The organism is Actinomadura meyerae (genome assembly GCF_900188445.1).
GTDB lineage: Bacteria > Actinomycetota > Actinomycetes > Streptosporangiales > Streptosporangiaceae > Spirillospora > Spirillospora meyerae.
Genome location: NZ_FZOR01000002.1, coordinates 243,695 through 266,443, shown reverse-complemented (window position 1 = coordinate 266,443; position 22,749 = coordinate 243,695). Strand labels below are relative to the sequence as shown.

Sequence of the window (22,749 nt, the reverse complement as noted above, 5' to 3'; positions counted from 1 at the left end):
CCGAAGATCATCACCGCGGGCCGTACGCGCGGGTGATACCGGACGGCGTCCGGGCCGCGGGGCGCGGGTTCCGGGTTTGGTCTACCGGTCACCGGCCGGGCGCTCCACCGGGTAGACCTGCATTCGTGCAGGTGAGTTATGTGAGTGAGGCGACGCCGGGGCGGCCGAACGAGGATTTCGTGGCGGCCGGGCCCGGCTGGGTGGTGCTGCTGGACGGCGCCACGGCGCCGCAGGGGGTGGACAGCGGGTGCCGGCACGATCCGGCGTGGCTGGTGCGCCGGCTGGGCGGCCGGATCGCGGCGCTGCTGGCGCTGGAGGACGGCAAGCCGCTGCCCGACCTGGTCGCGGAGGCGATCAAGGTGACGGGGGAGGCGCACACCGGGACGTGCGACCTGCAGAACCCGGACAGCCCGTCCGCGACGGTGTCGCTGCTGCGCCGCAGCGGCGCGGCCGTGGAGTGGTTCGTGCTCGCCGACTCCCCGATCGTGGTGGACGTCGGCGAGATCCTGGTGTTCCGGGACGACCGGGTCGACCATCTGCCCAGCTACACCCTCGAAGGCGTGCGCCGGTCGCGGAACAGCCCCGGCGGGTTCTGGGTGGCGAGCACCAAGCCGGAGGCCGCCTACGAGGGGCTGACCGGCGAGGTCCCGGTCGACGGCCTCCGGCGCGCGGCGGTGCTCAGCGACGGCGCGTCCAGGCTGGTCGAGCGGTTCGGCCTGATGGGGTGGGACGAGCTGCTCCAGCTGCTGGACGAGCAGGGCCCGAGGGAACTGGTCCGGCGCACCAGGGCCGCGGAGGCGGCGGGCACGAAGCCCAGGGGCAAGCAGTACGACGACGCCACCGCCGTCCTGGTGCGCTTCTAGCGTCCGGTTCCAGGGGCGTTCAGCGGGTCGCGGGCTTGATGTTCGGCCACCAGGCGCCGAGGTCCTCAGGCAGGTGCATCCCGTCGACGCGCAGCGTGGCCGGCATCATCGGGAAGCGCCGCCCGGCCGGGAACGTCCGGGTGTAGGACGGCGGGTCGATCACGATGACGCGGGTGCCGTTGACGGCGGGGATGTCGGCGGGCACGCCCTCGTTCCAGATCCATTCGCCGTGCGCGTCGACGAGGTTCCACGGGCTCGACACGACGGGCGGCCCCGGCGGGGCGTCGGCGTTCAGGAAGCACGCGATGATCTCCGGCGCGGGGCGCTCGCCGGTGAGCCCGCCGGGGCGGCCGATGAGCGCCCCTCCGAGCAGCATGTGCAGCTGGAAGTTGTCGCCGATCCCGCCGATCGTGACCGTCCAGCCCATGCGGCTCGCGCGGTCGAGGACGAGGATGCGCTCGCCGTCCAGGACGCGCAGCAGCGCCTCGTAGTGCTCCATCTGCCCGAGGTGGCGGGACGTCGCCCCTGCTGCGCGGAGGTGGAGGTCGCGGTCCTCGATGGACGCCCGCACGTCCGGTGCCTTCTGCAGGACGGTGCAGCCCGCCAGGGCGAACTGCGGCAGCGCGAACCAGGCCATCATCGTCACGACCGCGCCGTCCCCGAGGACGGGCCCGACCGTGTCGACCGCCTGCTGGGACGGCTGCTCCTCCTGCATGTCGGGCGGCGTTCCGCCCTTGGTGGCCTCCGCCCAGGCGTCGCCGAAGGCCAGCGCGGCGGCGGCGACCTCGGTGGTCCGCTGGACGATCGCGGGACCGACGGGCGCGGGGTCGGCGCCGTTCTCGATCCAGGCGCCGGAGGTGACGGCGAGCCAGCCGCCGAGGTTCGGCGGCGCCTGCGCGATGCCCTCGGCGAGGCGGGGCAGCGCGGCGGTCATCTCGGCGGGGGAGGCGGTCCGGGGCGCCTGCATGAGGGGAGGCAGGAGGTCGCCGAAGGAGCGGTCCTCGGCGATGGCCGCCCGGACGGCCTCCTCGACGGCGTGCTGTAGCGGCATGGTTGATCACCTTCGCACAGCGGGCGGGACGGAGGGGAATCGGCCGGAGACCCACCACATCTTGGAATCTGATTCTAGAATGGGGTCATGGAGCCACAGGATTTCGAGGACGTGCTCAAGGCCGTCCGCAGCTTCGTCCGCGAGCAGGTGGTCCCGCGCGAGGACGAGATCGAGGAGACCGACGCGATCCCGGAGGCGCTGCGCCGCACGTCCCGGGACATGGGCCTGTTCGGGTACGCGCTGCCCGAGCAGTACGGCGGCCTCGGCCTGTCGCTGAGCGAGGAGGTCCGGCTCGTCTTCGAGATCGGCTACGCCAGCCCGGCGTTCCGCTCCATGTTCGGCACCAGCAACGGCATCGCCGGGCAGGTCCTGGTGAACTCCGGGACGGAGGCCCAGAAGGACGCCTGGCTGCCCAGGCTCGCGTCCGGCGAGGTCGTCGGCGCGTTCGCGCTCACTGAGGCCGAGGCCGGGTCCGACCCGAGCACGCTGTCCACGTCCGCGGCCCCCGACGGCGACGGCGGCTACGTCATCAACGGCGCGAAGCGGTTCATCACCAACGCCCCCGAGGCCGACGTCTTCATGGTCTTCGCCAGGACGGGCGGCGCCGGCTCGCGCGGCATCTCCACGTTCCTCGTCGAGAAGGGGACGGACGGCCTGAGCGTCGGCCCGCCCGACGAGAAGATGGGCCAGCGCGGCGCCCACACCGCCGAGGTCTTCTTCGACAACGTGCGCGTGCCCGCCGAAGCCATGGTCGGCCCTGAGGGAACGGGCTTCCGTACCGCGATGGCGTCCCTCGCCCATGGGCGGGTCAGCATCGCCGCCGTCTGCGTGGGCCTCGCCCAGAGGATCCTGGACGAGACCGTCGCCTACGCCAAGGAGCGCAGCCAGGGCGGCAAGACGATCGGCGACTACCAGCTCATCCAGGGGCTCATCGCCGATTCCCAGACCGAGCTCTACGCCGGACGCTCCATGGTGCTGGAGGCCGCCCGCGCCTACGACGCGGGGGAGGACACCAAGCTCGGGCCGTCCTGCGCCAAGTACTTCTGCTCGGAGATGGTGGGGCGCGTCGCCGACCGCGCCGTCCAGGTCTACGGGGGCATGGGCTACATGCGCGGCGTGGCCGTCGAGCGCTTCTACCGCGACGTCCGGCTGTTCCGGATCTACGAGGGGACGAGCCAGATCCAGCAGCTCGTCATCGCCCGGAGCCTGCTGCGCTGACCAGCGCCGACGCCGGCGGGGCAATCCGGTTCGCACCACGCGCTCAGGCCGTGTATGGTTTCACTGCGCGAACGACGCAAGCCCCTTTAGCTCAGTCGGCAGAGCGTCTCCATGGTAAGGAGAAGGTCTACGGTTCGATTCCGTAAAGGGGCTCACGGCAACCCGGCCGCCATCCGATCTCTTCGGACGGCGGCCTTCGTCGTCTCCGAGCGGTCATGGCTCGGGCGAGTGCGGCCCGGGGCGGGCACCGGCCCCGGGCGGGATCGCGCTGATTCGCTCCGTACCGGGCGCTGTGGTACCGTCCCTCCGGTTCCAGCAGGACGTTTCGCAGCTCACCGGCGCACCCGGTAACCTGGGAGGCGGTCCAGCGGAACCCGCGAGACCGAAGCCCCGATTCCGATCCGGGTTTTCGCGTTTCCAGGGTTCGGTGAGCATCCGGTATCCTTGCAATCCGGTCCACACCGACCATCACGGCGGGGTAGCTCAGTCAGGCAGAGCAAGCGGCTCATAATCGCTGTGTCGCCGGTTCAAGTCCGGCCCTCGCTACTACCCATGGCTCTCACCTCCTCCGGGAGGTGAGCAGGCTGGGTCGAATCGCCGGCCGCCCGCCCGGGCGGCCGAGGTCCGTAGATAATGTCCCTTACCCAGAAAGGCACTCCATCGTGGCTGCCACCGACGTCCGGCCGAAGATCACGCTGGCCTGCCAGGAGTGCAAGCACCGCAACTACATCACGCGGAAGAACCGGCGCAACGACCCGGACCGCCTTGAGCTGAAGAAGTACTGCCCCAACTGCCGCTGCCACCGCCCGCACCGGGAGACCCGGTAGCCGAGCGCCGCACGGCCCGGCGACAAACGGCATAACGCCGTCTTCTTCGCGCGCTTGCCCTGACATCGTTCAGCCCGTCCCCGCCAGTGAGACCCGGCGGGGGCGGGCTGAACGTCATTCTGTTACCGTCCGACCCGGAGACACACAGGCGGGCGCCGGGGCGGCGCGGCCCGTTCGACCTGGAGGGACGGATTGCATGGCACTCAACCGCGATTTCATCGGGCGGAGCTTCCCGCCCAGCGAGCCGTACGAGGTCAGCCGGGTGAAGATCCGCGAGTTCGCGGACGCCATCGGCGACCGTAACCCGCTCTACCGCGACCAGGAGGCGGCCAAGGCGGCCGGGTACCCCGACGTCATCGCGCCGCCCACCTTCCCGATCGTGGTCTCCCTCGGCAACCCCGGCCTCGCCGACCCCGACCTCGGGCTCAACTACGCGATGGTCGTGCACGGCGAGCAGCGCTTCGAGTACACCCGCCCGCTGCACGCCGGCGACGTCGTGACCTGCACGTCCACGATCACCGAGATCAAGTCGATCGGGAACAACGAGAAGATGGTCGTCGAGACCGACGTCAAGACGACCGAGGGCGAACTGATCTGCAAGACCTACAACACGATCGTGGAGCGGGGGGCCTGATGACCGCCAAGGTGAACTACGCCGACGTCGAGGTCGGCACCGAGATCCCCGCCCAGAGCTACGCCGTCGACCGCGCCAACCTCGTCATGTACGCGGGCGCGTCCGGGGACTTCAACCCGATCCACTGGCGCGAGTCCGTTGCGAAGGCCGTGGGCCTTCCGGACGTCATCGCGCACGGCATGTACACGATGGCGCAGGGCGGGCGCTTCGTCACCGACTGGGCCGGCGACCCGGGTGCGGTGGTCGACTACGGGGTACGGTTCTCCTCTCCGGTGGTCGTCCCCGACGAGGGCGGCGCGACCCTGGAGATCAGCGGCAAGGTGGAGGAGAAGCTCGACGACAACAAGGTCGTCGTGGCGCTCACCGCCAGGTCGAACGACCAGAAGGTCCTCACGCGCGCGCGGGCGGTCGTCAAGCTCGCCTGACGGACGCCGACGCATCGGCCGGGCCCGTCCCGGCCGATGCCTCCGCGTGGGGCCGGGCACGCACGGCTAGGGGGAGGACGACGTGGCGGTGTTCGCCGAAGACGTGAACCTGGCGGGATACACCACGCTGCGGCTGGGCGGCCCCGCCCGGCGGTTCGTCGAGGCGACGACCGAGGACGAGGTGATCGCCGCGGTCCGCGAGGCCGACGACGCGGGCGAACCGCTCCTCGTGCTCGGCGGCGGCAGCAACCTGGTCGTGTCCGACGACGGCTTCGCCGGAACCGTCCTGCACGTCGGCACCCGCGGCACCGAGCGCGCGTCCGCCGGCGGCGACACGGTCCTCGTCCGCGTCCAGGCCGGCGAGGACTGGGACCCGTTCGTCGCCCGCTGCGTCTCCGACGGCCTCGCCGGGGTCGAGTGCCTGTCCGGCATCCCCGGCCGCGTCGGCGCCACCCCCATCCAGAACGTCGGCGCCTACGGGCAGGACGTCAGCGAGACCATCGTCGAGGTGCGCGCCTACGACCGGGAGGAACGCGCCGTCGTCGCCCTCGACCGCGACGCCTGCCGCTTCACCTACCGGCACAGCGTCTTCAAGGGCAACCCCCGGTACGTCGTCCTGGACGTGACGTACGCGCTGCACGAGGCCGAGGAGTCCCAGCCGGTCGCCTACGCCGAACTGGCGCGCAAGCTGGGCGTCCAGCAGGGGGACCGGGTCACCCTCAAGGAGGCCCGGCACGCCGTCCTCGAACTGCGGCGCGGCAAGGGCATGGTCCTGGACCCGGCCGACCCCGACACCCGCAGCGCCGGATCGTTCTTCACCAACCCGATCCTGGACGCCGCCCAGCTCGCCGAGCTGGAGCGCCGCGTCGCCGAGCGCCTCGGCCCGGACGCGGCGTTCCCCCGCTACCCGGAGGCCGGCGGCCGGGTGAAGACGTCCGCGGCCTGGCTGATCGACCGCGCCGGGTTCGCCAAGGGCCACGCCCGCGGCCCCGCCCGGATCTCCACCAAGCACACCCTCGCCCTCACCAACCCGGGCGGCGCCGCCACCGCCGACCTGCTCGCGCTGGCCCGCGAGGTCCGCGACGGCGTCCGCGACGCCTTCGGCGTCGAACTCGTCAACGAGCCCGTGATGGTCGGCGTCTCCCTCTGAACCCCATCGGACTCGCCGGCTTCGGGACCCGCTGGACCGCCCCGAGCACTGCCCGGTCGGCCTGAACACCCTTCCCGGCCGGGCTGAAACGGGTCCGGAGCGGGAACCATGGAGGCAGGGCCCTTGACCGCCGCGGGGCTCGGCCGCGGCAGGGCCCGGACGGGAGTACCGCCGTGGCCCCACCCGCGCCCCTCCCCCCGCCCCGGCGGGCGCTCGGCACCCGGCCGCAGCTCGGCGACGAGGCCGCCGCGCGCCTCCGCGAAATGATCATGGACGGCCGGCTCCGCCCCGGCGACCACCTGCGGCTGGAACGCCTCGCCGTGGAGTTCGGCATCAGCGTCACCCCCGTCCGTGAGGCGCTGAAGTCGCTGCGCAGCGAAGGGTTCGTCGTGCTGGAGCCCCGGCGCGGGTTCGTCGTCGCGCCGCTGTCGAAGCGGGACGTCCGCGACCTGTTCTGGGTGCAGGCGGGCATCGCCGCCGAACTCACCGCGCGCGCCTGCCCGCGGATCGGCGCCGCCGAACTCCGCGAGCTGGCCGCCCTCCAGCGCGGGCTGGAACGCGCCGCGTCCGCCCGCAGGTCCGACCTGGTGGAGGAGTACGACCACCTTTTCCACCGGCGGATCAACCTGGCCGCCGACTCCCCGAAGCTCGCCTGGTCGCTCGGGACCGTGGCCCGGTACGCCCCGCGCGGCCTCTACGGGCGGCTCCCCGGCTGGCCCGCCCTCGCCGCCCGCGACCACGCCCGCATCCTCGCCACCCTCCGCACCGGCGACGCGCGCTCCGCCGCCGCCGAGATGCGCGACCACATCGTCCGGGCCGGCGACCAGCTCGCCGCCCACCTGGAACACCGCGGCATGTGGACCCCCGCCGGGTGACGTGGCGGCGCGGGGGCGCCACTACGTTGGACGGCATGAGCCCGAGGATGAGCGCCGAGCGACGCCGCGAGCTCGCGGTGCGGGCCGCGATCGCCGAGTTCGCCGAGGGCGGCTACGACGGCACGTCCACCTGGACGATCGCCCGGCGGATCGGCGTCTCGCAGCCCTACATGTTCCGGCTCTTCCCGTCCAAGCACGCGCTGTTCCTCGCCGCCGCCGAACGCTGCTTCGACGACCTGGAGGGCGTCCTGCGGGACGCCGCCGCCGGCCTGCACGGCGCCGAGGCGCTCGACGCGATGGCGCGGGCGTGCGAGCGGCTCCCGCAGGACGCGCCCGCGCTCCCGCGGTTCCTGCTGAAGATCTACGCGGTCGCCGTCCGGGACACCGACACCGCCCGGCTCGGCCGCGTCCGCTGGGCGCGGCTGTGGCGGACCGTCCACGACCTGACCGGCGCGGCGCCCGAGGAGATCGCCCGGTTCCTGTCGGCGGGGCTGCTCGTGCACGTCCTGAGCGCCCTCGGCGTCCCGTACGGCGACGACGTGCCCGGCTCGACCGCGGCCTGGGCGGACGGCCTGCGCGGCGTCGAGACCTTCGCCGACTCCGGCGGCTAGGCCCCTCCGGGGACCGGGCGGCTCAGCCCGCCCCCCGGGGACCGGTCGGCTCAGCCCGCCAGCCAGGCGTCGACCCCCGCCAGCAGGCGGCGGCGCAGGTCGTCCGGGGCCGCCGACGCCCGGATCGACTGGCGCGCCAGCTCCGCCAGCTCGGCGTCGGTGAACCCGTGCTCGGCGCGGACCAGCTCGTACTGGCGGGCCAGGCGCGACCCGAACAGCAGCGGGTCGTCGGCGCCCAGCGCGATCGACGCGCCCGCCTCGAACAGCCGCCGCACCGGGACGTCGCCCGCGGTCGCCGCCACCCCGAGCCCCACGTTGGACGCCGGGCACACCTCCAGCGTCACCCCGCGCTCCACGATCGCGTCGAGGAGCCGCGGGTCCTCCACGGCGCGGACGCCGTGCCCGATCCGGTCGGCGCTCAGGGTGTCCAGGCACTCCCGGACGCTCGCCGGGCCGAGCAGCTCACCGCCGTGCGGGTCCGACAGCAGGCCGCCGCGCCGGGCGATCCGGAACGCGCCCTCGAAGTCGTAGGCCCGGCCGCGCCGCTCGTCGTTGGACAGCCCGAACCCCACCACGCCCTCGCCCGCGTACCGGACGGCCAGCCGCGCCAGCGTCTTGGCGTCCAGCGGATGCCGGGTCCGGTTCGCGGCGATCACCACGCCGATGCCGACGCCGGTCGCCGCCGACGCCTCCCGCACCGCGTCCAGCACCAGCTCCACGGTCGGGGTCAGCCCGCCGAAGCGCGCCGCGTAGCCGCTCGGATCGACCTGGATCTCCAGCCAGCCGGACCCCTCCGCCGCCTCGTCCTCCGCGGTCTCGCGCAGCAGCCGGCGCAGGTCGTCGGGGGTCTGCAGGACCGAGCGCGCGATGTCGTACAGGCGCTGGAACCGGAACCAGCCGCGCTCGTCGGTCGCGTGCAGCTTGGGCGGCCAGTCCTCGACGAGCGCGTCCGGCAGATGGACGCCGTGCAGGTTCGCGAGCTCCACCAGCGTGGAATGCCGCATCGACCCGGTGAAGTGCAGATGCAGGTGCGCCTTCGGGAGCAGGCCCACGTCCGGACGGGCGGTGCTCCGCGGGACCGGACGGACTGAAACGGTACTGGCCTCCATGAGCCAATGTTGCCGGATCACCGGCCCGGCCGGATCCCCTCACCCGCAGGATCATCACACCGGACTACCTCGCATGACACCGCGCGGCCATCGTGTCCCATGGGCATCCGGAAAAACTTCGGAACTGCGTGCAACCCCTTCCGGCCACCGTGCGTATACGAGGGGCGCCAGAGAGGAACGGGCGACCCGCCCCCCCGCGAGCACCCCCGCTGAAAGACCCGGGCAGAAAGGGACACACGCCATGATCACCCTGAAGGCCGCCTTGATCGCCGCGTCCGCCATCGGAACCGTCGCCGTCGGCGGCGGCGCGACGTGGGCGATGACCGGTTCCCATCACGAGGTGGGCCTCCAGTCCCATGACGCCAAGGCCCCCGCCGCCGCCGAGCGCAAGGTGCCGGACGCCGCGCCCAAGACGCTGCCGACCTGCATCCCGGCGAAGCCGGGCCTGCCCAAGACGGGCATCCCCGCCGCGAAGCTCCCGGAGACCGGCGCGAAGAAGCAGCTGGAGGAGCAGCGCAAGCAGGTCGAGCGGCAGCGCATGCAGATCGAGCAGCAGCGCAAGCAGGTCGAGCGCCAGCTGAAGGAGAACCCGGCGGGTGTGAAGGTGCCCGAAGCCCCGGCTCCCGGCCTGCCGAAGGGCGAGCTGCCCGGCGGGAAGATCCCCGGAGCGAAGATCCCCGGTGTCGAGGTCCCGGCGGACGCCAAGGGCAAGCTGCCCGCGAACGTGCCGACCTGCCTGCCATCCACCAAGGACGCCCCGGCGGGCGCGCGGACCGCGCCGTCGGCCGCGCGCGTCCCGGCCAGGCCCGGGGTCCCGGCCGCGCCGAAGCTCGACTGCGGCACGGTGAAGCCCGCCGTGAAGGTCGGCAGCGCCGCCGAGAAGGCCGCCATGCTGACCAAGGGCCTGCGTTACGCTTCCACGGTCCCCGGCTCGGCCGAGCTCCGCGAGCAGGGCGTCTGCGCCGTCACGCAGAAGTGGGTCGGCAAGGCCGGCCGGTGGGTGACCGTCGAGACGCTGAAGACGCCCGCCGGCATGTCCCAGGCCGAGCTGCGCAAGGCGCTGAAGCTGCCCGAGAGCGGCACCCCGCTCGCCGTCGCGGGCGTCGCCGGCTGGCAGAGCCCGAAGGGCGGCGGGGTCCTGGTGTTCGACCCGAACGGCTACTCGATGTACCTCGACGGCAGCCGCGTCCTCGCCGGCGGGCTGCCGGACATGGCCGCCGCCCTGCGGCAGGCCCGATAGCGCGAGGCCCGGACACCCGGGCCCGCGGCACCACAAGACGCGGGCGGGCGGCCCAGGCGCGGGGCCGCCCGTCCACGGCACGGCAGGACCGGTCCCCATCACCGGGACCACAACACAACCGGAACCGCACCAGCCGGGACGGAGCACAGTGGGGCGTCGAGACGACGAGTCGTTCGTGGAGTTCGTGGCGGCACGCGGCGATGCCCTGCTGCGCACGGCGGCACTGATGTGCGGGGCGCGGCAGGACGCCGAGGACATCCTGCAGACCGCGCTGGAGAAGGCCTACCGCCAGTGGGGGCGGCTGGAACCGGGCAGCGACCCGGAACCCTACGTCCGCCGCATCCTGGTCAACCTCGTGATCAGCCGCGCCCGCCGGTGGAAGGTGCTCCGCGAGATCCACATGGCGCGGCCGCCGGAGACCCCGGCGGCCTCGCCGAACCACGCCGTCGAGCTGAGGGGGACGCTCATGGAGGAGCTGCGCAGGCTCGGCCCGCGCCAGCGGGCCGTGCTCGTCCTGCGCTTCTGGGAGGACCTCTCGGAGGCGGAGACGGCGCGGGCTCTCGGCTGTTCGGTCGGAACGGTCAAGAGCCAGGCGTCCCGGGGGCTCGCCAGGCTCCGGGAGCGCCTCGACTCGAACCTGGCGCCTTTGGGGAGCTGAGCGATGGATCTGGAGACCGAACTGCGGAAGGCCATGGCCGAGCAGGTGGCCGGGACGACCGCGGCACCGTCGCTCGCAGCCGACGTCAAACGGCGGCACCGGCGCCGCAGGGCCCGCGTGCACGCCGCCGCGGGCGTCGCCGCCGCATCGGTCGCGGCGCTCGCCCTGGTGCCCGCCTACCAGTCGTTCCGGGCCGCACCGGCCGGGAGCACCGAGACGGCCCGCCCCACCGGGACCGCCTCCGCGTCCCGGCCGCCGGAACGACCCCCCGCCTCGGGCCTCCCCGCGTCCCCGCCGTCCAAGGGGAGGCCCGAGGCAGGCGGCTCGCCGAAACCCGAGGCGCACCCGTCGGCCGAGGCCGGCGGCGGCGCGGCACCGGTCGAGCCCGGCGCGGGCGGCGTGCTGGAGAAGCTGCCGGACTGGATCACCTACATCCCGGACGGCCTGGCCGCCGAGGGCCCGTGCGCCGTCACCGGCGACTCCAGGCGCAGGACCACGACGTGCGCGTGGCGCGGCGAGGCCGGAGCGGTGGAGGTCGTGCTCGTGACGGGCAGCGGGCTCACCGGCCCGCGCGACCTGGTCCGGACGCCGGGCGTCCCGGGGCGGACCTCCGTGCGGGGGATGCCGGCGCTGGTCGGTGACGGGCCCGGCTCGGCGCGCCAGATCTCCTGGCTGGCGCGGCCGGGGGTGGGCGTCACCGTCACCACCAGGGGCACGGCCAAGGACCGGCTCATGCGCATCGCCGAAGGCGTCCGGCCATGACGCGGCCCCGCAGGACCCGGTCGTGAGAGACCGGTCGTGAGAGACCGGTCGTGAGAGAGCACTGACCTTTGCCCTGGCAGGGCGGCCCGCCGGCGTTGAGGGGCCGCTGCGGGCCGCCGTGCCAGGGCGCTCCCCGGACGGGGCCGGGCATGCCCCGTCCGCACAGGACCGGCCCCGGGCGAAGTGCACGCCCGGGGCCGGTCCTCCTTCGCGCCCGCCTCGGCGGCGGCGCGTCCTTCTTCGCTTCCTCGCGGCTCGCGTTTCGCGGTGGTCAGCTCGCCTCGGAGAGCAGCTTCGCGACCCGCGAGACGCCCTCGGTGAGGTCGTCGTCGCCCAGCGCGTAGGAGAGGCGGAAGTAGCCGGGCGTGCCGAACGCCTCGCCCGGCACCAGCGCGACCTCGGCCTCCTCCAGGATCAGCGACGCCAGCTCCACCGACGTTTCCGGACGCTTGCCGCGCAGCTCCTTGCCCAGCAGCGCCTTGACCGACGGGTAGGCGTAGAACGCGCCCTCGGGCTCGGGGCAGACCACGCCGGGGATCTCGTTCAGCATGCGCACGATCGTCTGGCGGCGCCGGTCGAACGCCTTGCGCATCTCCGCCACCGCGGACAGGTCGCCGGTCACGGCGGCGAGCGCGGCGGCCTGGGACACGTTCGCCACGTTGGACGTCGCGTGCGACTGCAGGTTCTGCGCGGCCTTCACCACGTCCGCCGGGCCGATCAGCCAGCCCACGCGCCAGCCCGTCATCGCGTACGTCTTCGCCACGCCGTTCAGGACGAGCGTCCGGTCGGCGAGCTCGGGCACCACGACCGGCATCGAGTGGAACTCGGCGCTCCCGTACACGAGGTGCTCGTAGATCTCGTCGGTGACGACCCACAGGCCGTGCTCGTCGGCCCAGCGGCCGATGGCCTCGATCTCGTCCCGCGAGTACACGGCCCCGGTCGGGTTGGACGGGGACACGAACAGCAGCACCTTCGTCCGGTCGGTGCGGGCCGCCTCCAGTTGCTCGACGGTCACCTTGTAGCCGGTGGTCTCGTCGGCGACGACGTCCACGGGCACGCCGCCCGCCAGCTTGATCGACTCGGGGTAGGTCGTCCAGTACGGGGTGGGGACGATCACTTCGTCGCCCGGGTCGAGCAGCGCCGCGAACGCCTCGTACACCGCCTGCTTGCCGCCGTTGGTCACCAGGACCTGGCCGGCCTCCACCTTGTAGCCGGAGTCGCGCTCGGTCTTCTCGGCGATGGCGGCGCGCAGCTCGGGCAGGCCGCCCGCCGGCGTGTACTTGTGGAATCGCGGCACCCTGCACGCGGTCACCGCCGCCTCGACGATGTAGTCCGGGGTCGGGAAGTCGGGCTCGCCCGCGCCGAACCCGATGACCGGGCGGCCCGCCGCCTTCAGCGCCTTGGCCTTGGCGTCGACGGCCAGCGTGGCGGATTCGGATATCGCGGCGATGCGCTTGGAGATGCGAGGACGGTCAGTGCTCATGTCCCTATCGTTACAGACGCGGCCTCGTGAGCTGAGACATATATCCGGGCCGGTCGGACGGTCTTCGCCGCCGCGTACCCGCCGCGCCCGATGCCGCGCCCGATGCGGTGCCGTGAAGGATCCGGGGTTATCGGTTCGACGCGGGGCCCTCCGGCACGTAGACTCACCCTCCGAGTGAAGCGTCACCGGTATACGAGCCTGTCCGCACGCGGGCATCTCCATGAGGCCGTAAGCTGGGACGCGGCACCACCCCGGCCCCGCGGCCGGGTGTTCTCCTTAGCCGGAGAATGAAGGGCAGTGGCTCAATTGGTAGAGCTCCGGTCTCCAAAACCGGCGGTTGGGGGTTCGAGTCCCTCCTGCCCTGCGAGGTGCGGTGCGCGCACCCGTGCCGGCCGCGCCACGGCGGCGCCGTGGCGGAACCCGGCCCGGGACCGCGCGGCAACCACGTCGGTGGTTGGATCACGACCTATGAGGTGAACGGCGGCAAATGGCGACTGAGACGCGCGACGAGCGCGACGAGCCCGAGGCCAAGGACGAAGGCAAGAGCAAGGGCAAGAAGAAGTCCGCTTCCCGGCGGACCTCTCCCGCGCTGTTCGTCCGCCAGGTCATCGCCGAGCTGCGCAAGGTCATCTGGCCGACCCGGCGGGAGCTGGTCACCTACACGACGGCCGCGCTGGTCTTCGTGCTGATCATGGTCGCGATCGTCTCCGCGTTCGACTACGGCCTGCAGCAGGGCGTCTACGCCGTCTTCGGCTGACGCCGCGCGGCCGCTGCGCACGATTCCGGCGAGCCCGCCGTACCCTGGTAAGACATCACCGGCAAGACCGTCACCGCAGTCCGAGAGAAAGAGTCACCGTGTCCGAGTCCTCACAGCCCTACGACGAGGCCGTTGAAGAGGCCCAGTCCGCTGCGGCTGCTGCGGCCGACCTGGCGGCTGAGCCCGCCGACGAGACGGCCGAGGCGGTCGTCTCCGCCGGCGACGGCGAGCCTTCGGACACGAAGCTCGAGGGCGAGGAGGCCCCCGCGCCGGACGCCGCCGAGGGCGCCGCGGAGCTGGCCGAGGCCGTCGAGGGCGCGGACGGCGAGGACGGCGAGGAGGGCCCGGCCGAGCCGCCGGCCGACCCGTACGCCGACTTCAAGATGCAGCTCCGGCTCCAGCCGGGCGACTGGTACGTCGTGCACTCCTACGCGGGCTACGAGAACCGGGTCAAGACCAACATCGAGACCCGCACGCAGACCCTCAACATGGAGGACTACATCTTCCAGATCGAGGTCCCCCAGCACGAGGTGACCGAGATCAAGCAGGGCAAGCGGCAGAAGGTCAACGAGAAGGTCCTGCCGGGCTACATCCTCGTCCGGATGGAGCTGACCGACGAGTCCTGGGCCGCCGTCCGCAACACCCCGGGCGTCACCGGCTTCGTCGGCCTGCTGAACAAGCCGTCCCCGCTGAGCCTCGACGAGGTCGCCAACCTGCTGGCCCCCGAGCCGGAGGAGGGCGTCGCCAAGGCCGCCAAGGAGCAGGCCAAGGCGCCGGCCGCAGTCGACTACGAGGTGGGCGAGTCCGTCACCGTCATGGACGGCCCGTTCGCCACCCTCCCCGCGACGGTCAACGAGATCAACGCCGAGCAGCAGAAGCTCAAGGTGCTGGTCTCCATCTTCGGCCGCGAGACCCCCGTCGAGCTCTCGTTCAACCAGGTCTCCAAGATCTGACCGAGCCCCGCAGGCCACGTCCGGGCCGTTCCCGCCGCGCGGGGACGGCCCGAACTCGTGCGGGGACGGCCCGAACTCATGTGGGAACGGCCCGCGTTCGTGCAAGGACGGCCCGGATTCGCGCGGGCGCCGCGCACGGCACGCCGCCGGACGGCCCGAACGGACCGGCGCACCCCGCCGAGGCCGTATCCTGTACGGGTTGTCCTCCGTTCGACCGGAGGCGGCCGACCCGATAGGTCCGAGCCGGGAGGCGAGCGGACGCGAGGGTCGGCGACACAGCATCCGGCCGCCGCGCACGCGGAGAGGCCGGGTTCCAGCGGTTCCTACACGGTGGATGCGTCCCAGCCGCCGTGTTGCCCGGATGTCCGGGAGTCGGAACCACCGATAAATGGGACTAAGGGGTTCACATGCCTCCGAAGAAGAAGGTCGCCGCGCTCGTCAAGGTCCAGCTGCAGGCCGGGCAGGCGACGCCCGCGCCGCCGGTCGGTACCGCGCTCGGTCCGCACGGCGTCAACATCATGGACTTCTGCAAGCAGTACAACGCTGCCACGGAGTCCCAGCGCGGCAACGTCATCCCCGTAGAGATCACCATCTACGAGGACCGGTCGTTCAGCTTCGTCACGAAGACCCCGCCGGCCGCGCAGCTCATCCTGAAGGCCGCGGGCGTGGAGAAGGGCAGCGGCGAGCCGCACAAGAACAAGGTCGGCTCGGTGACCCGCGACCAGATCCGCGAGATCGCCACGACCAAGATGCCCGACCTGAACGCCAAGGACCTGGACGCCGCGGAGAAGATCGTCGCCGGCACCGCCCGGTCCATGGGCATCGACGTCAAGTAGCACCCGCCTGTGGGAGGGCCCGCGCAGGCCCGCACCACGAGTTCCACTGGAGGAACGCACATGAAGCGCAGCAAGGGCTACCGCGCCGCCGCGGAGAAGATCGACCGGGACCGGCTGTACAGCCCGGCCGAGGCCGTGAAGCTGGCCAAGGAGACCGCGGTCACCAAGTTCGACGCGACCGTCGAGGTCGCGCTGCGGCTCGGCGTCGACCCGCGCAAGGCCGACCAGATGGTGCGCGGCACCGTCAACCTGCCGCACGGCACCGGCAAGACCGCCCGCGTGCTGGTCTTCGCCGTCGGCGCGAAGGCGCAGGAGGCCGAGTCCGCGGGCGCCGACCTGGTCGGCTCGGACGACCTGATCGAGCGGATCCAGGGCGGCTTCCTGGACTTCGACGCGGTGGTCGCCACGCCGGACCAGATGGGCAAGGTCGGCCGGCTCGGCCGGGTGCTCGGCCCGCGCGGCCTGATGCCGAACCCGAAGACCGGCACCGTCACGATGGACGTCGCCAAGGCCGTGACCGACATCAAGGGCGGCAAGATCGAGTTCCGTGTCGACCGGCACGCGAACCTGCACTTCATCATCGGCAAGGCGTCCTTCGACGAGCGCCAGCTGGTGGAGAACTACGCGGCGGCGATCGACGAGATCCAGCGGCTCAAGCCGTCCGCCGCGAAGGGCCGGTACGTGAAGAAGGCGGCGCTGACGACGTCGATGGGCCCGAGCATCCCGGTGGACCCGAACGCGGTCCGCAACCTGACCGCGGAGCTCGAGACCGCCTGATCGGCGCCTGCCTGATCGGCTCCTCGGCCGACTGAGAGCACGTCTCGACCAGAGCACGTCTCACCGGAAGGGCGTCCCCGCCGCGGCGGGGACGCCCTTCCGCCGTTCCGGCCACCGGTACCGCCGCGGCCCGTCTCGCCGCGCGCTCGGTAGATTCCCCGGGATGCCCAGCACAGAGATGGACGGTTCGCCGCGCAGCCTCTACGAGGTGCTCGCAGCGGCGGCGACGCGGACCCCCGACGCCCCGGCGCTGTCGGTGGACGGCACGACATGGACCTTCCAGGAACTGCGCGCGCGTGTGGACGCCCTGAGCGCTTACCTCTCCGCCCGATGCGCACCGGGTGCGCGGGTGGCGCTGCTGGCGCACAACCGGCTCGAATACGTCGCCGCCTACTACGGCGTTCCGTGCGAAGACCGCATCCTTGTGCCGCTCAACCAGCGGCTTCACCCGCGCGAATGGGCGGACCAGATCGCCCGCAGCGGTGCCGTGCTCGTCCTCGGCGAGAGGGATCTGCTCGACCGGCTGGCCGCCGAGGGCGATCTTCCGGCGGGGCATCCGCCGCTGGTCGGGATCGACGATGTGCCCTGGGACGGCCCCGCGCCCGCCACGCCCGCCACGCCCGCCACGCCCGCCACCTCCGACGCCTCCGCACAGGACGGCGTCGCGTGGGTGATGTTCACCAGCGGCACCACGGGCCGTCCCAAGGGCGTGCGCCTCACGCATCGGAGCCTGCTCGCGGGGATCGAGGTCACGGCCTCGGGCAGGCCCGTACGCCCGGACGACGTCTTCTGCACGCCGTTCCCGCTGTGCCATGTCGCCGGGTACCAGGTCGTCCTGCACCACCTCTTCGGGCGGCACGCCGTCGTGCTGCGCCGCTTCACCCCCGCCGCGCTCGTGGACGCGACGCGCCGGCACGGCGTCACGAACCTCTCGCTGGCCCCGACCATGCTGGAGGACCTGCTCGCCCACGCCGCGGACGACCCGGACGCGCTGGCACTGCTGCGCACCGGCATCCGGGTGGTCGCGTACGGGTCGGCCCCGATGCCGGTGCCGCTGCTGCGGCGCGCGGGCGAGGTGCTCGGATGCGACTTCAACCAGGGCTACGGGATGACGGAGCTGTCCGGCAACGCGACGTTCCTGTCCCCGGACGACCACCGCGCCGCGCTCGCCGGGCGGCCGGAGCTGGCGGCGTCGGCGGGGCGTCCCGCCGCGGGCGTCGAGATCGCGGTGCTGGACGAGGGCGGGGCGCCGGTCCCGCCGGGCGCGCTCGGCGAGGTCGCCGTCCGGGGCCCGCAGGTCACGCCCGGCTACTGGGACGATCCGGACGCGACGGCGGAGGCGTTCGCCGGCGGCTGGTATCGCACCGGCGACGCCGGCCGGGTCGACGCGGACGGCTACCTCTACCTGGTCGACCGGCTCAAGGACGTGATCATCACGGGCGGCGAGAACGTGTCGTCGCGGGAGGTCGAGGACGTGCTGCGCACGGTCCCCGGCGTCGCCGAGGTCGCGGTGGTCGGGTTGCCCGACCCGCGCTGGGGCCAGACCGTCTGCGCGGTCGTCGTCCCGGACGGGGACCCGCCGAGCGAGCGGGACCTGGTCGCGGCCTGCCGGGCCCGCCTGGCCGGGTTCAAGACGCCGCGCCGCATCGAGTACGCCGAGGCGCTGCCGCGCACCGGCACCGGCAAGATCCGCAAGTCGGCCCTCCGCGCGCGCCTCGCCGCCGCCCCGACTGGCCCGGCTCCTCTACCACCACACCCGGCGGATACCTAGATCGTGGTCCGGAACCGGACAATTCGTTTTCCGATCACTTTGTTACCGGCGAGGAACCTGGTGTTGAATTGGGCTCGTGAAGCGTCGCACCGACCGGGCCATCGCCATCTCCGCCGTCGTGGCCGTGGCCGTCGTGCCCACGGCCGTCCTCATGGTCGTCAAGGTCGGCGGTGAGTCGGCCAAGGACGCCGGGTCGATGCCTCCGGCGGCCGTCATGGCCCAGCAGAACGAGACCAACCCGAACGGCGCCGCAGCCGGCACCGTCTCGCCGGGCGCCTCCGTTCCGAGCACCGGCCAGGGCAAGACGCGGGGTCCGGGCGCCCCCGCCGCCGGGAACGGCGCCGTCCCGCACGGCCTGCCCACGGCACCGCCTCAGCCCGGCCCCAGCCTGCACTCCTTCACCCGCAAGACGGAGATGAAGGTGGCGCTCGGGGAGGGCGACTACAAGCACGCGGTCGAGACGGCCACCTTCACCCTCTGGCCGAAGTTCGCGATGAGCGCCACCGGCATCACCAAGACGGTCCTGGACGGCGAGGCCAGCAAGATCACCCAGAAGGTGGTCGTGAGCGGGAACGTCCTCAAGGGCTTCGACGGCGCGAAGTGGACGCAGTCCACGCTCAGCGCGGCGCAGCTGGGCCAGCTGCAGAACGGGTCCGACCCCCGGCAGTTCACCTTCATGATCGGGACGCTGCCCGGGACGACCGCGAGCGAGCCGGACGCGTCCGGCCGGACGCGCTTCGCCGCGCAGGCCCTGATGAGCAGCGTCTACGCACTGCTGCCGCAGGAGACCACCGCCCTGCTGCGGCCCGTGATCCCCGACTCGACCGGCTGCGGGATCGACCTGTGGGCCGACAGCAGCGCCCGCCCGACGACGATCAAGCTGACCGCGAAGGCGCCCGCCGCCGTGCTCGACGGCACGATGTCCTTCGGCTCCTACCGCTGACCCTCGCCCTCCCTCCCGTCCGTCCGGCGCGGTCCTTCCGTCCGGCGCGGGCTACGGCGGGCTACGCCGTTGGTCGTACCGCGGGGCGGCCCGTTCGTACCACCGGGGGATGCCCGGACGGCGGCGTCCCGCGAGACTGGGGTCACCAGGAGGACGACAAGGGAGGCTCGACCCTCATGAACCGACGACTCGTGGTGGCTGCCGGCGGTACCGCCGTGGGTGCCGCGCTCGTCCTGTCCGGATGCAACGGGGACGGGTCGGCGAACACGGACGACATGCAGCTCACCGCAGGGCAGGCGCTGCTCAAGACGTCCCAGAAGACCGCGAAGGCCGACGCCTTCAAGGCCGACCTCACCGTGACCGGCACCGGTGACGAGTCCGGGAAGATCCACGCCGACGGCCAGTTCCAGCTGCGCCCGTCGCTGCGGTTCAGCGCGAAGCTGGACGAGGTCAGCCGCAACGGGCAGACCCTGCCGGGCGCGAAGGGCCAGGCGGTCTTCAAGGACGACGTGCTGTACGCGAAGGTCCCGCAGCTCGCCCGCTTCGTCAGCGGCGGCAAGCCGTGGGTGCGGATCGACGTGAACCAGGTGGCGCAGCACACCGGGTTCGACGTGCGGAACCTGGTCGACCAGGTGCAGAAGGTCGACCCGGCCGAGCAGACGAAGATGTTCACCGGCTCCAAGGACGCGCGCCGCGTCGGCACCGAGACCGTCGACGGCGTGAAGACCGTGCACTACGCCGGCACGGTCACCGTGGACGACGCGCTGAACCGCCTCGACGCCCAGGCGCGCGAGAAGGTGAGCAAGTGGCTGCCGAAGGATCGCGCCAACGGCAAGATCAACTTCGATCTGTGGACGGACGGCGACAACCTGCCGCGCAAGATCGTCTCGAAGGTGGACGGCGAGGGCGGCGACACCGCCTCCGTCACCGTCCGCTACAGCGACTACGGTAAGACCTTCACGGTGAACCCGCCGCCGTCCGACCAGGTGGGTCAGCTCTCGCTCGGCTCCCTCCTCGGCGGGAACTGAGCGGCGCTCCGGCCGGCCGAGGCGGCGGAATGAACCGCGGGGGCCGATCCGGCGTCTGACCCAGTGTTCGGCCCGTGCGCCGGGCGACCAGACGCAGAAGGAGACCCCCACGATGATCCGTCGTTTCGCCGCCGGTACGGCGCTGGCCACCGGCCTCGCCCTGTCCCTCACCGGCTGCCTCGGGGACGCCGGCAACAAGGTGGACGAGGCCGGCAAGAACATCAAGCTGACGGCCGCGCAGGTGCTCGGCAAGGCCGCGGAGAAGACCGGCGACGTCGACTCGTTCAAGGCCGACCTGTCGATGCAGACGACCGGTTCCGCCGACGGCGACATGACGATGAGCGGCACCATGCAGTACCGGACGAAGCCCGAGATCGCCTACAGCATGAACTTCACCGACATGACCGTCGGCGGCAAGTCGATGGGCGGCATGGAGCAGCGCCTCCTGAACGGCAACATGTACATGAAGATGCCGATGCTGTCGCAGCTCGGCGGCGGGTCGAGCAAGCCCTGGATCAAGCTCTCGCTGAGCGAGCTGAGCGAGAAGTCCGGCATGAACATCGACCAGATGCTGCAGCAGTCCCGCCAGATGGACCCGGTGCAGAACACCAAGATGCTGACCGCCTCCAAGGACGCGCGGGAGGTCGGCCAGGAGACGGTCGACGGCGTCAAGACGACGCACTACACCGGCACCTACCGCATGGAGGACGCGATCGCGACGCTGCCCGCCGACCAGCAGGAGGCGTACCGCAAGACGCTCGGCCAGGTCGGCATGCAGAACATGCACTTCGACCTCTGGGTGGACGGGCAGCAGCTGCCCCGCAAGATGACGATGAAGGGCTCCCAGGGCTCCGACGGCGAGCTGACCGTGACGACGCAGTACCGCGAGTTCGGCAAGCCCGTCCAGATCGAGGAGCCGCCGGCGAGCGAGGTCACCGACTTCGGCGAGCTGATGAACCAGCTCGGCACCGGAGCGCCGCGCACCTGATCCCGCGCATCTGGAACCACGCGCCTGAATCGGCGCACCGCACGGCAGAGGGACCGCGACCCGCTAGGGGCGCGGTCCCTCCGCCGTCCCGCCCGTGGTTCCTCCGCCGTCCGCCCCCCGGCCTGACTGATTTGGCCTAACGCGGTGGGCCGACGTATTCTGGGCGATGCCGAAGACCGCCGGTCGTCACCTCATGTCCGTGGGGTGACCGAAGGACCCGACTCAGTTCGGGCGGCCTGCGTAGGTGAGACGAGAGCTTCCGCATGGCCTCCGTGCCGTGCCTGGACGCCCCGTGCGCCTGCGCCGGGGCGTTTTTTGGTGGATCGGCACCCCCCGTCCCGCGAGGGCGGGCGGGCGCGGATCGGACCACCCAGGTAATCGGAAGGAGGGCTATGGCCAAGGCCCACAAGGACGCGGCGATCGCCGAGCTCAAGAGCGAGTTCGAGAGCTCCAGCGGCGCCGTGCTGACCGAGTACCGCGGGCTTAGCGTCGCGCAGGTCAAGGAGCTGCGCGACAACCTCGGCGAGAACGCGCGGTTCCGCGTGGTGAAGAACACGCTGACCAAGCGCGCCGCGAACGAGGCCGGTGTCGACGAGCAGTTCCGTTCGCTGCTCGAAGGCCCGTCGGCCATCGCGTTCGTGCGCGGCGACGTGGTCGAGGCCGCCAAGGGCCTGCGCGACTTCGCCAAGGCGAACCCGATGCTGGTGATCAAGGGCGGCTACATCGACGGTCAGTCGATGGACGCGGCCGAGGTCACCAAGCTGGCGGACCTCGAGTCCCGCGAGGTTCTCCTCGCCAAGCTGGCCGGTGCGATGAAGGGCTCGATGGCGAACGCCGCCGCGCTGTTCAACGCGCTGCCCACGCAGGCGGCCCAGCTCGCCGAGGCGCTGCGCGCCAAGCGCGAGGCCGCCGACGCGTCAGGCGAGGCACCCGCCGCCGAGTAGGCGCACCCGCGGTTCCGTACACCCGAGATTTCAAGCCATAGCGGAGGAGACATCATGGCGAAGCTCAGCACCGACGAGCTGCTCGACGCTTTCAAGGAGATGACCCTTCTCGAGCTCTCCGAGTTCGTGAAGCAGTTCGAGGACGTCTTCGACGTCAAGGCCGCCGCCCCGGTCGCGGCCGTCGCCCAGCCGGCCCAGCAGGGTGGCGGCGGCGGTGGCGAGGAGGCCGCCGTCCAGGACGAGTTCGACGTCATCCTCGAGGGTGCCGGCGACAAGAAGATCCAGGTCATCAAGGAGGTCCGCGCCCTGACGAGCCTCGGCCTCAAGGAGGCCAAGGACCTGGTCGACGGCGCGCCGAAGCCGCTGCTGGAGAAGGTCAACAAGGAGACCGCCGACAAGGCCAAGGAGGCCCTGGAGAAGGCCGGCGCCACGGTCACCGTCAAGTAGGACGGCTCCGGAGCCTCGCGGCTCGACCGCTCTCCTGAGAGGCGGTCACCCCACCTGGGGTGGCCGCCTCTTTCGCGTGGTGAGGTGAACGCTGTCCCGAGGTGCGCGAGTGGGCGCCGTTTCCTGTGCCGGAGTGATAAAGGCCGGTCCAAAAGCGTGTGCCGTGACGGGTTGTGCGGCCCTCGGCGGGCGGCGTAGCGTCCCGTTTCGACACCGTGGTCACACCAGGCGGTCCGCGTCCCTGCCGTCCGGGTCCGGTGGGTGGGCGGCGGCCCGCGGCCTGCCGGAACCCCGGGCTTGAGGCGCTGGTTCTTGGACCACTAGTCTCATAGACGCCGTAAGTAACGATTGTCTTACGACGTCGCATTTAGCCGCTGATCTGGACGGGAACCCCTTCCA

At 72.1% G+C, this 22,749-nt stretch carries 24 protein-coding genes and 3 tRNA genes; 24 read left to right on the top strand and 3 right to left on the bottom strand.

Features of this window, described 5'->3' with window-relative positions; translation table 11 throughout:
• Nucleotides 1-140 precede the first annotated feature (140 nt).
• Nucleotides 141-863 (top strand): protein phosphatase 2C domain-containing protein, encoded by a 723-nt coding sequence (locus CHF16_RS04055; RefSeq protein WP_245868197.1) that lies wholly within the window; start codon nt 141-143, stop codon nt 861-863.
• A gap of 19 nt (nt 864-882) precedes the next feature.
• On the opposite strand, the gene CHF16_RS04050 is transcribed toward CHF16_RS04055, so the two are convergent.
• Complete coding sequence (locus CHF16_RS04050) at nt 883-1,914, bottom strand: hypothetical protein (RefSeq protein ID WP_089324517.1); 1,032 nt, start codon at nt 1,912-1,914, stop codon at nt 883-885.
• 87 nt (nt 1,915-2,001) lie between these two features.
• Here CHF16_RS04050 and CHF16_RS04045 point away from each other — a divergent pair, with 87 nt between their 5' ends.
• The 9 genes from CHF16_RS04045 (at nt 2,002) to CHF16_RS04005 (ending at nt 7,654) form a co-directional block, all read left to right on the top strand.
• The gene (locus CHF16_RS04045) at nt 2,002-3,132 is read left to right on the top strand and encodes an acyl-CoA dehydrogenase family protein (protein ID WP_089324516.1); all 1,131 of its coding nucleotides are present in this window, start codon (nt 2,002-2,004) and stop codon (nt 3,130-3,132) included.
• Nucleotides 3,133-3,212: 80 nt separating this feature from the next.
• Nucleotides 3,213-3,285, top strand: a tRNA-Thr gene (locus CHF16_RS04040).
• 319 nt (nt 3,286-3,604) lie between these two features.
• Nucleotides 3,605-3,678 (top strand) — tRNA-Met (locus CHF16_RS04035).
• A gap of 116 nt (nt 3,679-3,794) precedes the next feature.
• Nucleotides 3,795-3,959, top strand: a complete 165-nt coding sequence (gene rpmG, locus CHF16_RS04030) for a 50S ribosomal protein L33 (RefSeq protein WP_089324515.1) — start codon at nt 3,795-3,797, stop codon at nt 3,957-3,959.
• A gap of 196 nt (nt 3,960-4,155) precedes the next feature.
• Nucleotides 4,156-4,593: a MaoC family dehydratase N-terminal domain-containing protein gene (locus CHF16_RS04025; RefSeq protein WP_089324514.1), complete on the top strand. Its 438-nt coding sequence runs from the start codon at nt 4,156-4,158 to the stop codon at nt 4,591-4,593.
• The gene (locus CHF16_RS04020) at nt 4,593-5,018 is read left to right on the top strand and encodes a MaoC family dehydratase (protein ID WP_089324513.1); all 426 of its coding nucleotides are present in this window, start codon (nt 4,593-4,595) and stop codon (nt 5,016-5,018) included. Before CHF16_RS04025 ends, CHF16_RS04020 begins: the two co-directional genes overlap by 1 nt.
• A gap of 82 nt (nt 5,019-5,100) precedes the next feature.
• Nucleotides 5,101-6,168, top strand: a complete 1,068-nt coding sequence (locus tag CHF16_RS04015; RefSeq protein WP_089324512.1) for a UDP-N-acetylmuramate dehydrogenase — start codon at nt 5,101-5,103, stop codon at nt 6,166-6,168.
• 173 nt (nt 6,169-6,341) lie between these two features.
• Complete coding sequence (locus CHF16_RS04010; RefSeq protein ID WP_218826515.1) at nt 6,342-7,043, top strand: GntR family transcriptional regulator; 702 nt, start codon at nt 6,342-6,344, stop codon at nt 7,041-7,043.
• A gap of 35 nt (nt 7,044-7,078) precedes the next feature.
• On the top strand, nt 7,079-7,654 hold the full coding sequence (locus CHF16_RS04005) for a TetR/AcrR family transcriptional regulator (RefSeq protein WP_218826514.1): 576 nt from the start codon (nt 7,079-7,081) through the stop codon (nt 7,652-7,654).
• A 50-nt stretch (nt 7,655-7,704) separates the two neighbouring features.
• On the opposite strand, the gene CHF16_RS04000 is transcribed toward CHF16_RS04005, so the two are convergent.
• Complete coding sequence (locus CHF16_RS04000; protein WP_089324510.1) at nt 7,705-8,763, bottom strand: adenosine deaminase; 1,059 nt, start codon at nt 8,761-8,763, stop codon at nt 7,705-7,707.
• Between the two features lie 241 nt (nt 8,764-9,004).
• Here CHF16_RS04000 and CHF16_RS03995 point away from each other — a divergent pair, with 241 nt between their 5' ends.
• From CHF16_RS03995 to CHF16_RS39250, 3 genes are all read left to right on the top strand, one after another.
• Nucleotides 9,005-10,003 carry a hypothetical protein gene (locus CHF16_RS03995; RefSeq protein WP_089324509.1) on the top strand — a complete coding sequence of 333 codons (999 nt, stop codon included), beginning with the start codon at nt 9,005-9,007 and terminating at the stop codon, nt 10,001-10,003.
• A 148-nt stretch (nt 10,004-10,151) separates the two neighbouring features.
• Nucleotides 10,152-10,661, top strand: coding sequence for a SigE family RNA polymerase sigma factor (locus CHF16_RS03990; RefSeq protein WP_089324508.1), 510 nt, complete (start codon nt 10,152-10,154; stop codon nt 10,659-10,661).
• Nucleotides 10,662-10,664: 3 nt separating this feature from the next.
• Complete coding sequence (locus CHF16_RS39250) at nt 10,665-11,423, top strand: hypothetical protein (protein ID WP_143227864.1); 759 nt, start codon at nt 10,665-10,667, stop codon at nt 11,421-11,423.
• Between the two features lie 271 nt (nt 11,424-11,694).
• On the opposite strand, the gene CHF16_RS03980 is transcribed toward CHF16_RS39250, so the two are convergent.
• Nucleotides 11,695-12,906, bottom strand: a complete 1,212-nt coding sequence (locus CHF16_RS03980) for a pyridoxal phosphate-dependent aminotransferase (protein ID WP_089324506.1) — start codon at nt 12,904-12,906, stop codon at nt 11,695-11,697.
• 291 nt (nt 12,907-13,197) lie between these two features.
• Here CHF16_RS03980 and CHF16_RS03975 point away from each other — a divergent pair.
• From CHF16_RS03975 to rplL, 11 genes are all read left to right on the top strand, one after another.
• Nucleotides 13,198-13,270 (top strand) — tRNA-Trp (locus tag CHF16_RS03975).
• A 123-nt stretch (nt 13,271-13,393) separates the two neighbouring features.
• Nucleotides 13,394-13,663, top strand: a complete 270-nt coding sequence (secE, locus tag CHF16_RS03970) for a preprotein translocase subunit SecE (RefSeq protein ID WP_089324505.1) — start codon at nt 13,394-13,396, stop codon at nt 13,661-13,663.
• Nucleotides 13,664-13,761: 98 nt separating this feature from the next.
• On the top strand, nt 13,762-14,616 hold the full coding sequence (gene nusG / locus CHF16_RS03965) for a transcription termination/antitermination protein NusG (RefSeq protein ID WP_089324504.1): 855 nt from the start codon (nt 13,762-13,764) through the stop codon (nt 14,614-14,616).
• Nucleotides 14,617-15,023: 407 nt separating this feature from the next.
• Nucleotides 15,024-15,452: a 50S ribosomal protein L11 gene (rplK, locus tag CHF16_RS03960; protein WP_089324503.1), complete on the top strand. Its 429-nt coding sequence runs from the start codon at nt 15,024-15,026 to the stop codon at nt 15,450-15,452.
• Nucleotides 15,453-15,512: 60 nt separating this feature from the next.
• Complete coding sequence (rplA, locus tag CHF16_RS03955; RefSeq protein WP_089324502.1) at nt 15,513-16,229, top strand: 50S ribosomal protein L1; 717 nt, start codon at nt 15,513-15,515, stop codon at nt 16,227-16,229.
• A gap of 163 nt (nt 16,230-16,392) precedes the next feature.
• Nucleotides 16,393-18,000, top strand: coding sequence for a class I adenylate-forming enzyme family protein (locus CHF16_RS03950; RefSeq protein WP_218826513.1), 1,608 nt, complete (start codon nt 16,393-16,395; stop codon nt 17,998-18,000).
• Nucleotides 18,001-18,076: 76 nt separating this feature from the next.
• On the top strand, nt 18,077-18,943 hold the full coding sequence (locus tag CHF16_RS03945; protein ID WP_089324500.1) for a hypothetical protein: 867 nt from the start codon (nt 18,077-18,079) through the stop codon (nt 18,941-18,943).
• 176 nt (nt 18,944-19,119) lie between these two features.
• Nucleotides 19,120-19,971 carry an SCO4651 family lipoprotein gene (locus CHF16_RS03940; protein WP_245868196.1) on the top strand — a complete coding sequence of 284 codons (852 nt, stop codon included), beginning with the start codon at nt 19,120-19,122 and terminating at the stop codon, nt 19,969-19,971.
• Nucleotides 19,972-20,083: 112 nt separating this feature from the next.
• The gene (locus CHF16_RS03935) at nt 20,084-20,959 is read left to right on the top strand and encodes an SCO4651 family lipoprotein (RefSeq protein WP_089324498.1); all 876 of its coding nucleotides are present in this window, start codon (nt 20,084-20,086) and stop codon (nt 20,957-20,959) included.
• A 392-nt stretch (nt 20,960-21,351) separates the two neighbouring features.
• Complete coding sequence (rplJ, locus tag CHF16_RS03930; protein WP_089324497.1) at nt 21,352-21,903, top strand: 50S ribosomal protein L10; 552 nt, start codon at nt 21,352-21,354, stop codon at nt 21,901-21,903.
• Between the two features lie 54 nt (nt 21,904-21,957).
• Complete coding sequence (gene rplL, locus CHF16_RS03925; protein WP_089324496.1) at nt 21,958-22,350, top strand: 50S ribosomal protein L7/L12; 393 nt, start codon at nt 21,958-21,960, stop codon at nt 22,348-22,350.
• Nucleotides 22,351-22,749 lie beyond the last annotated feature (399 nt).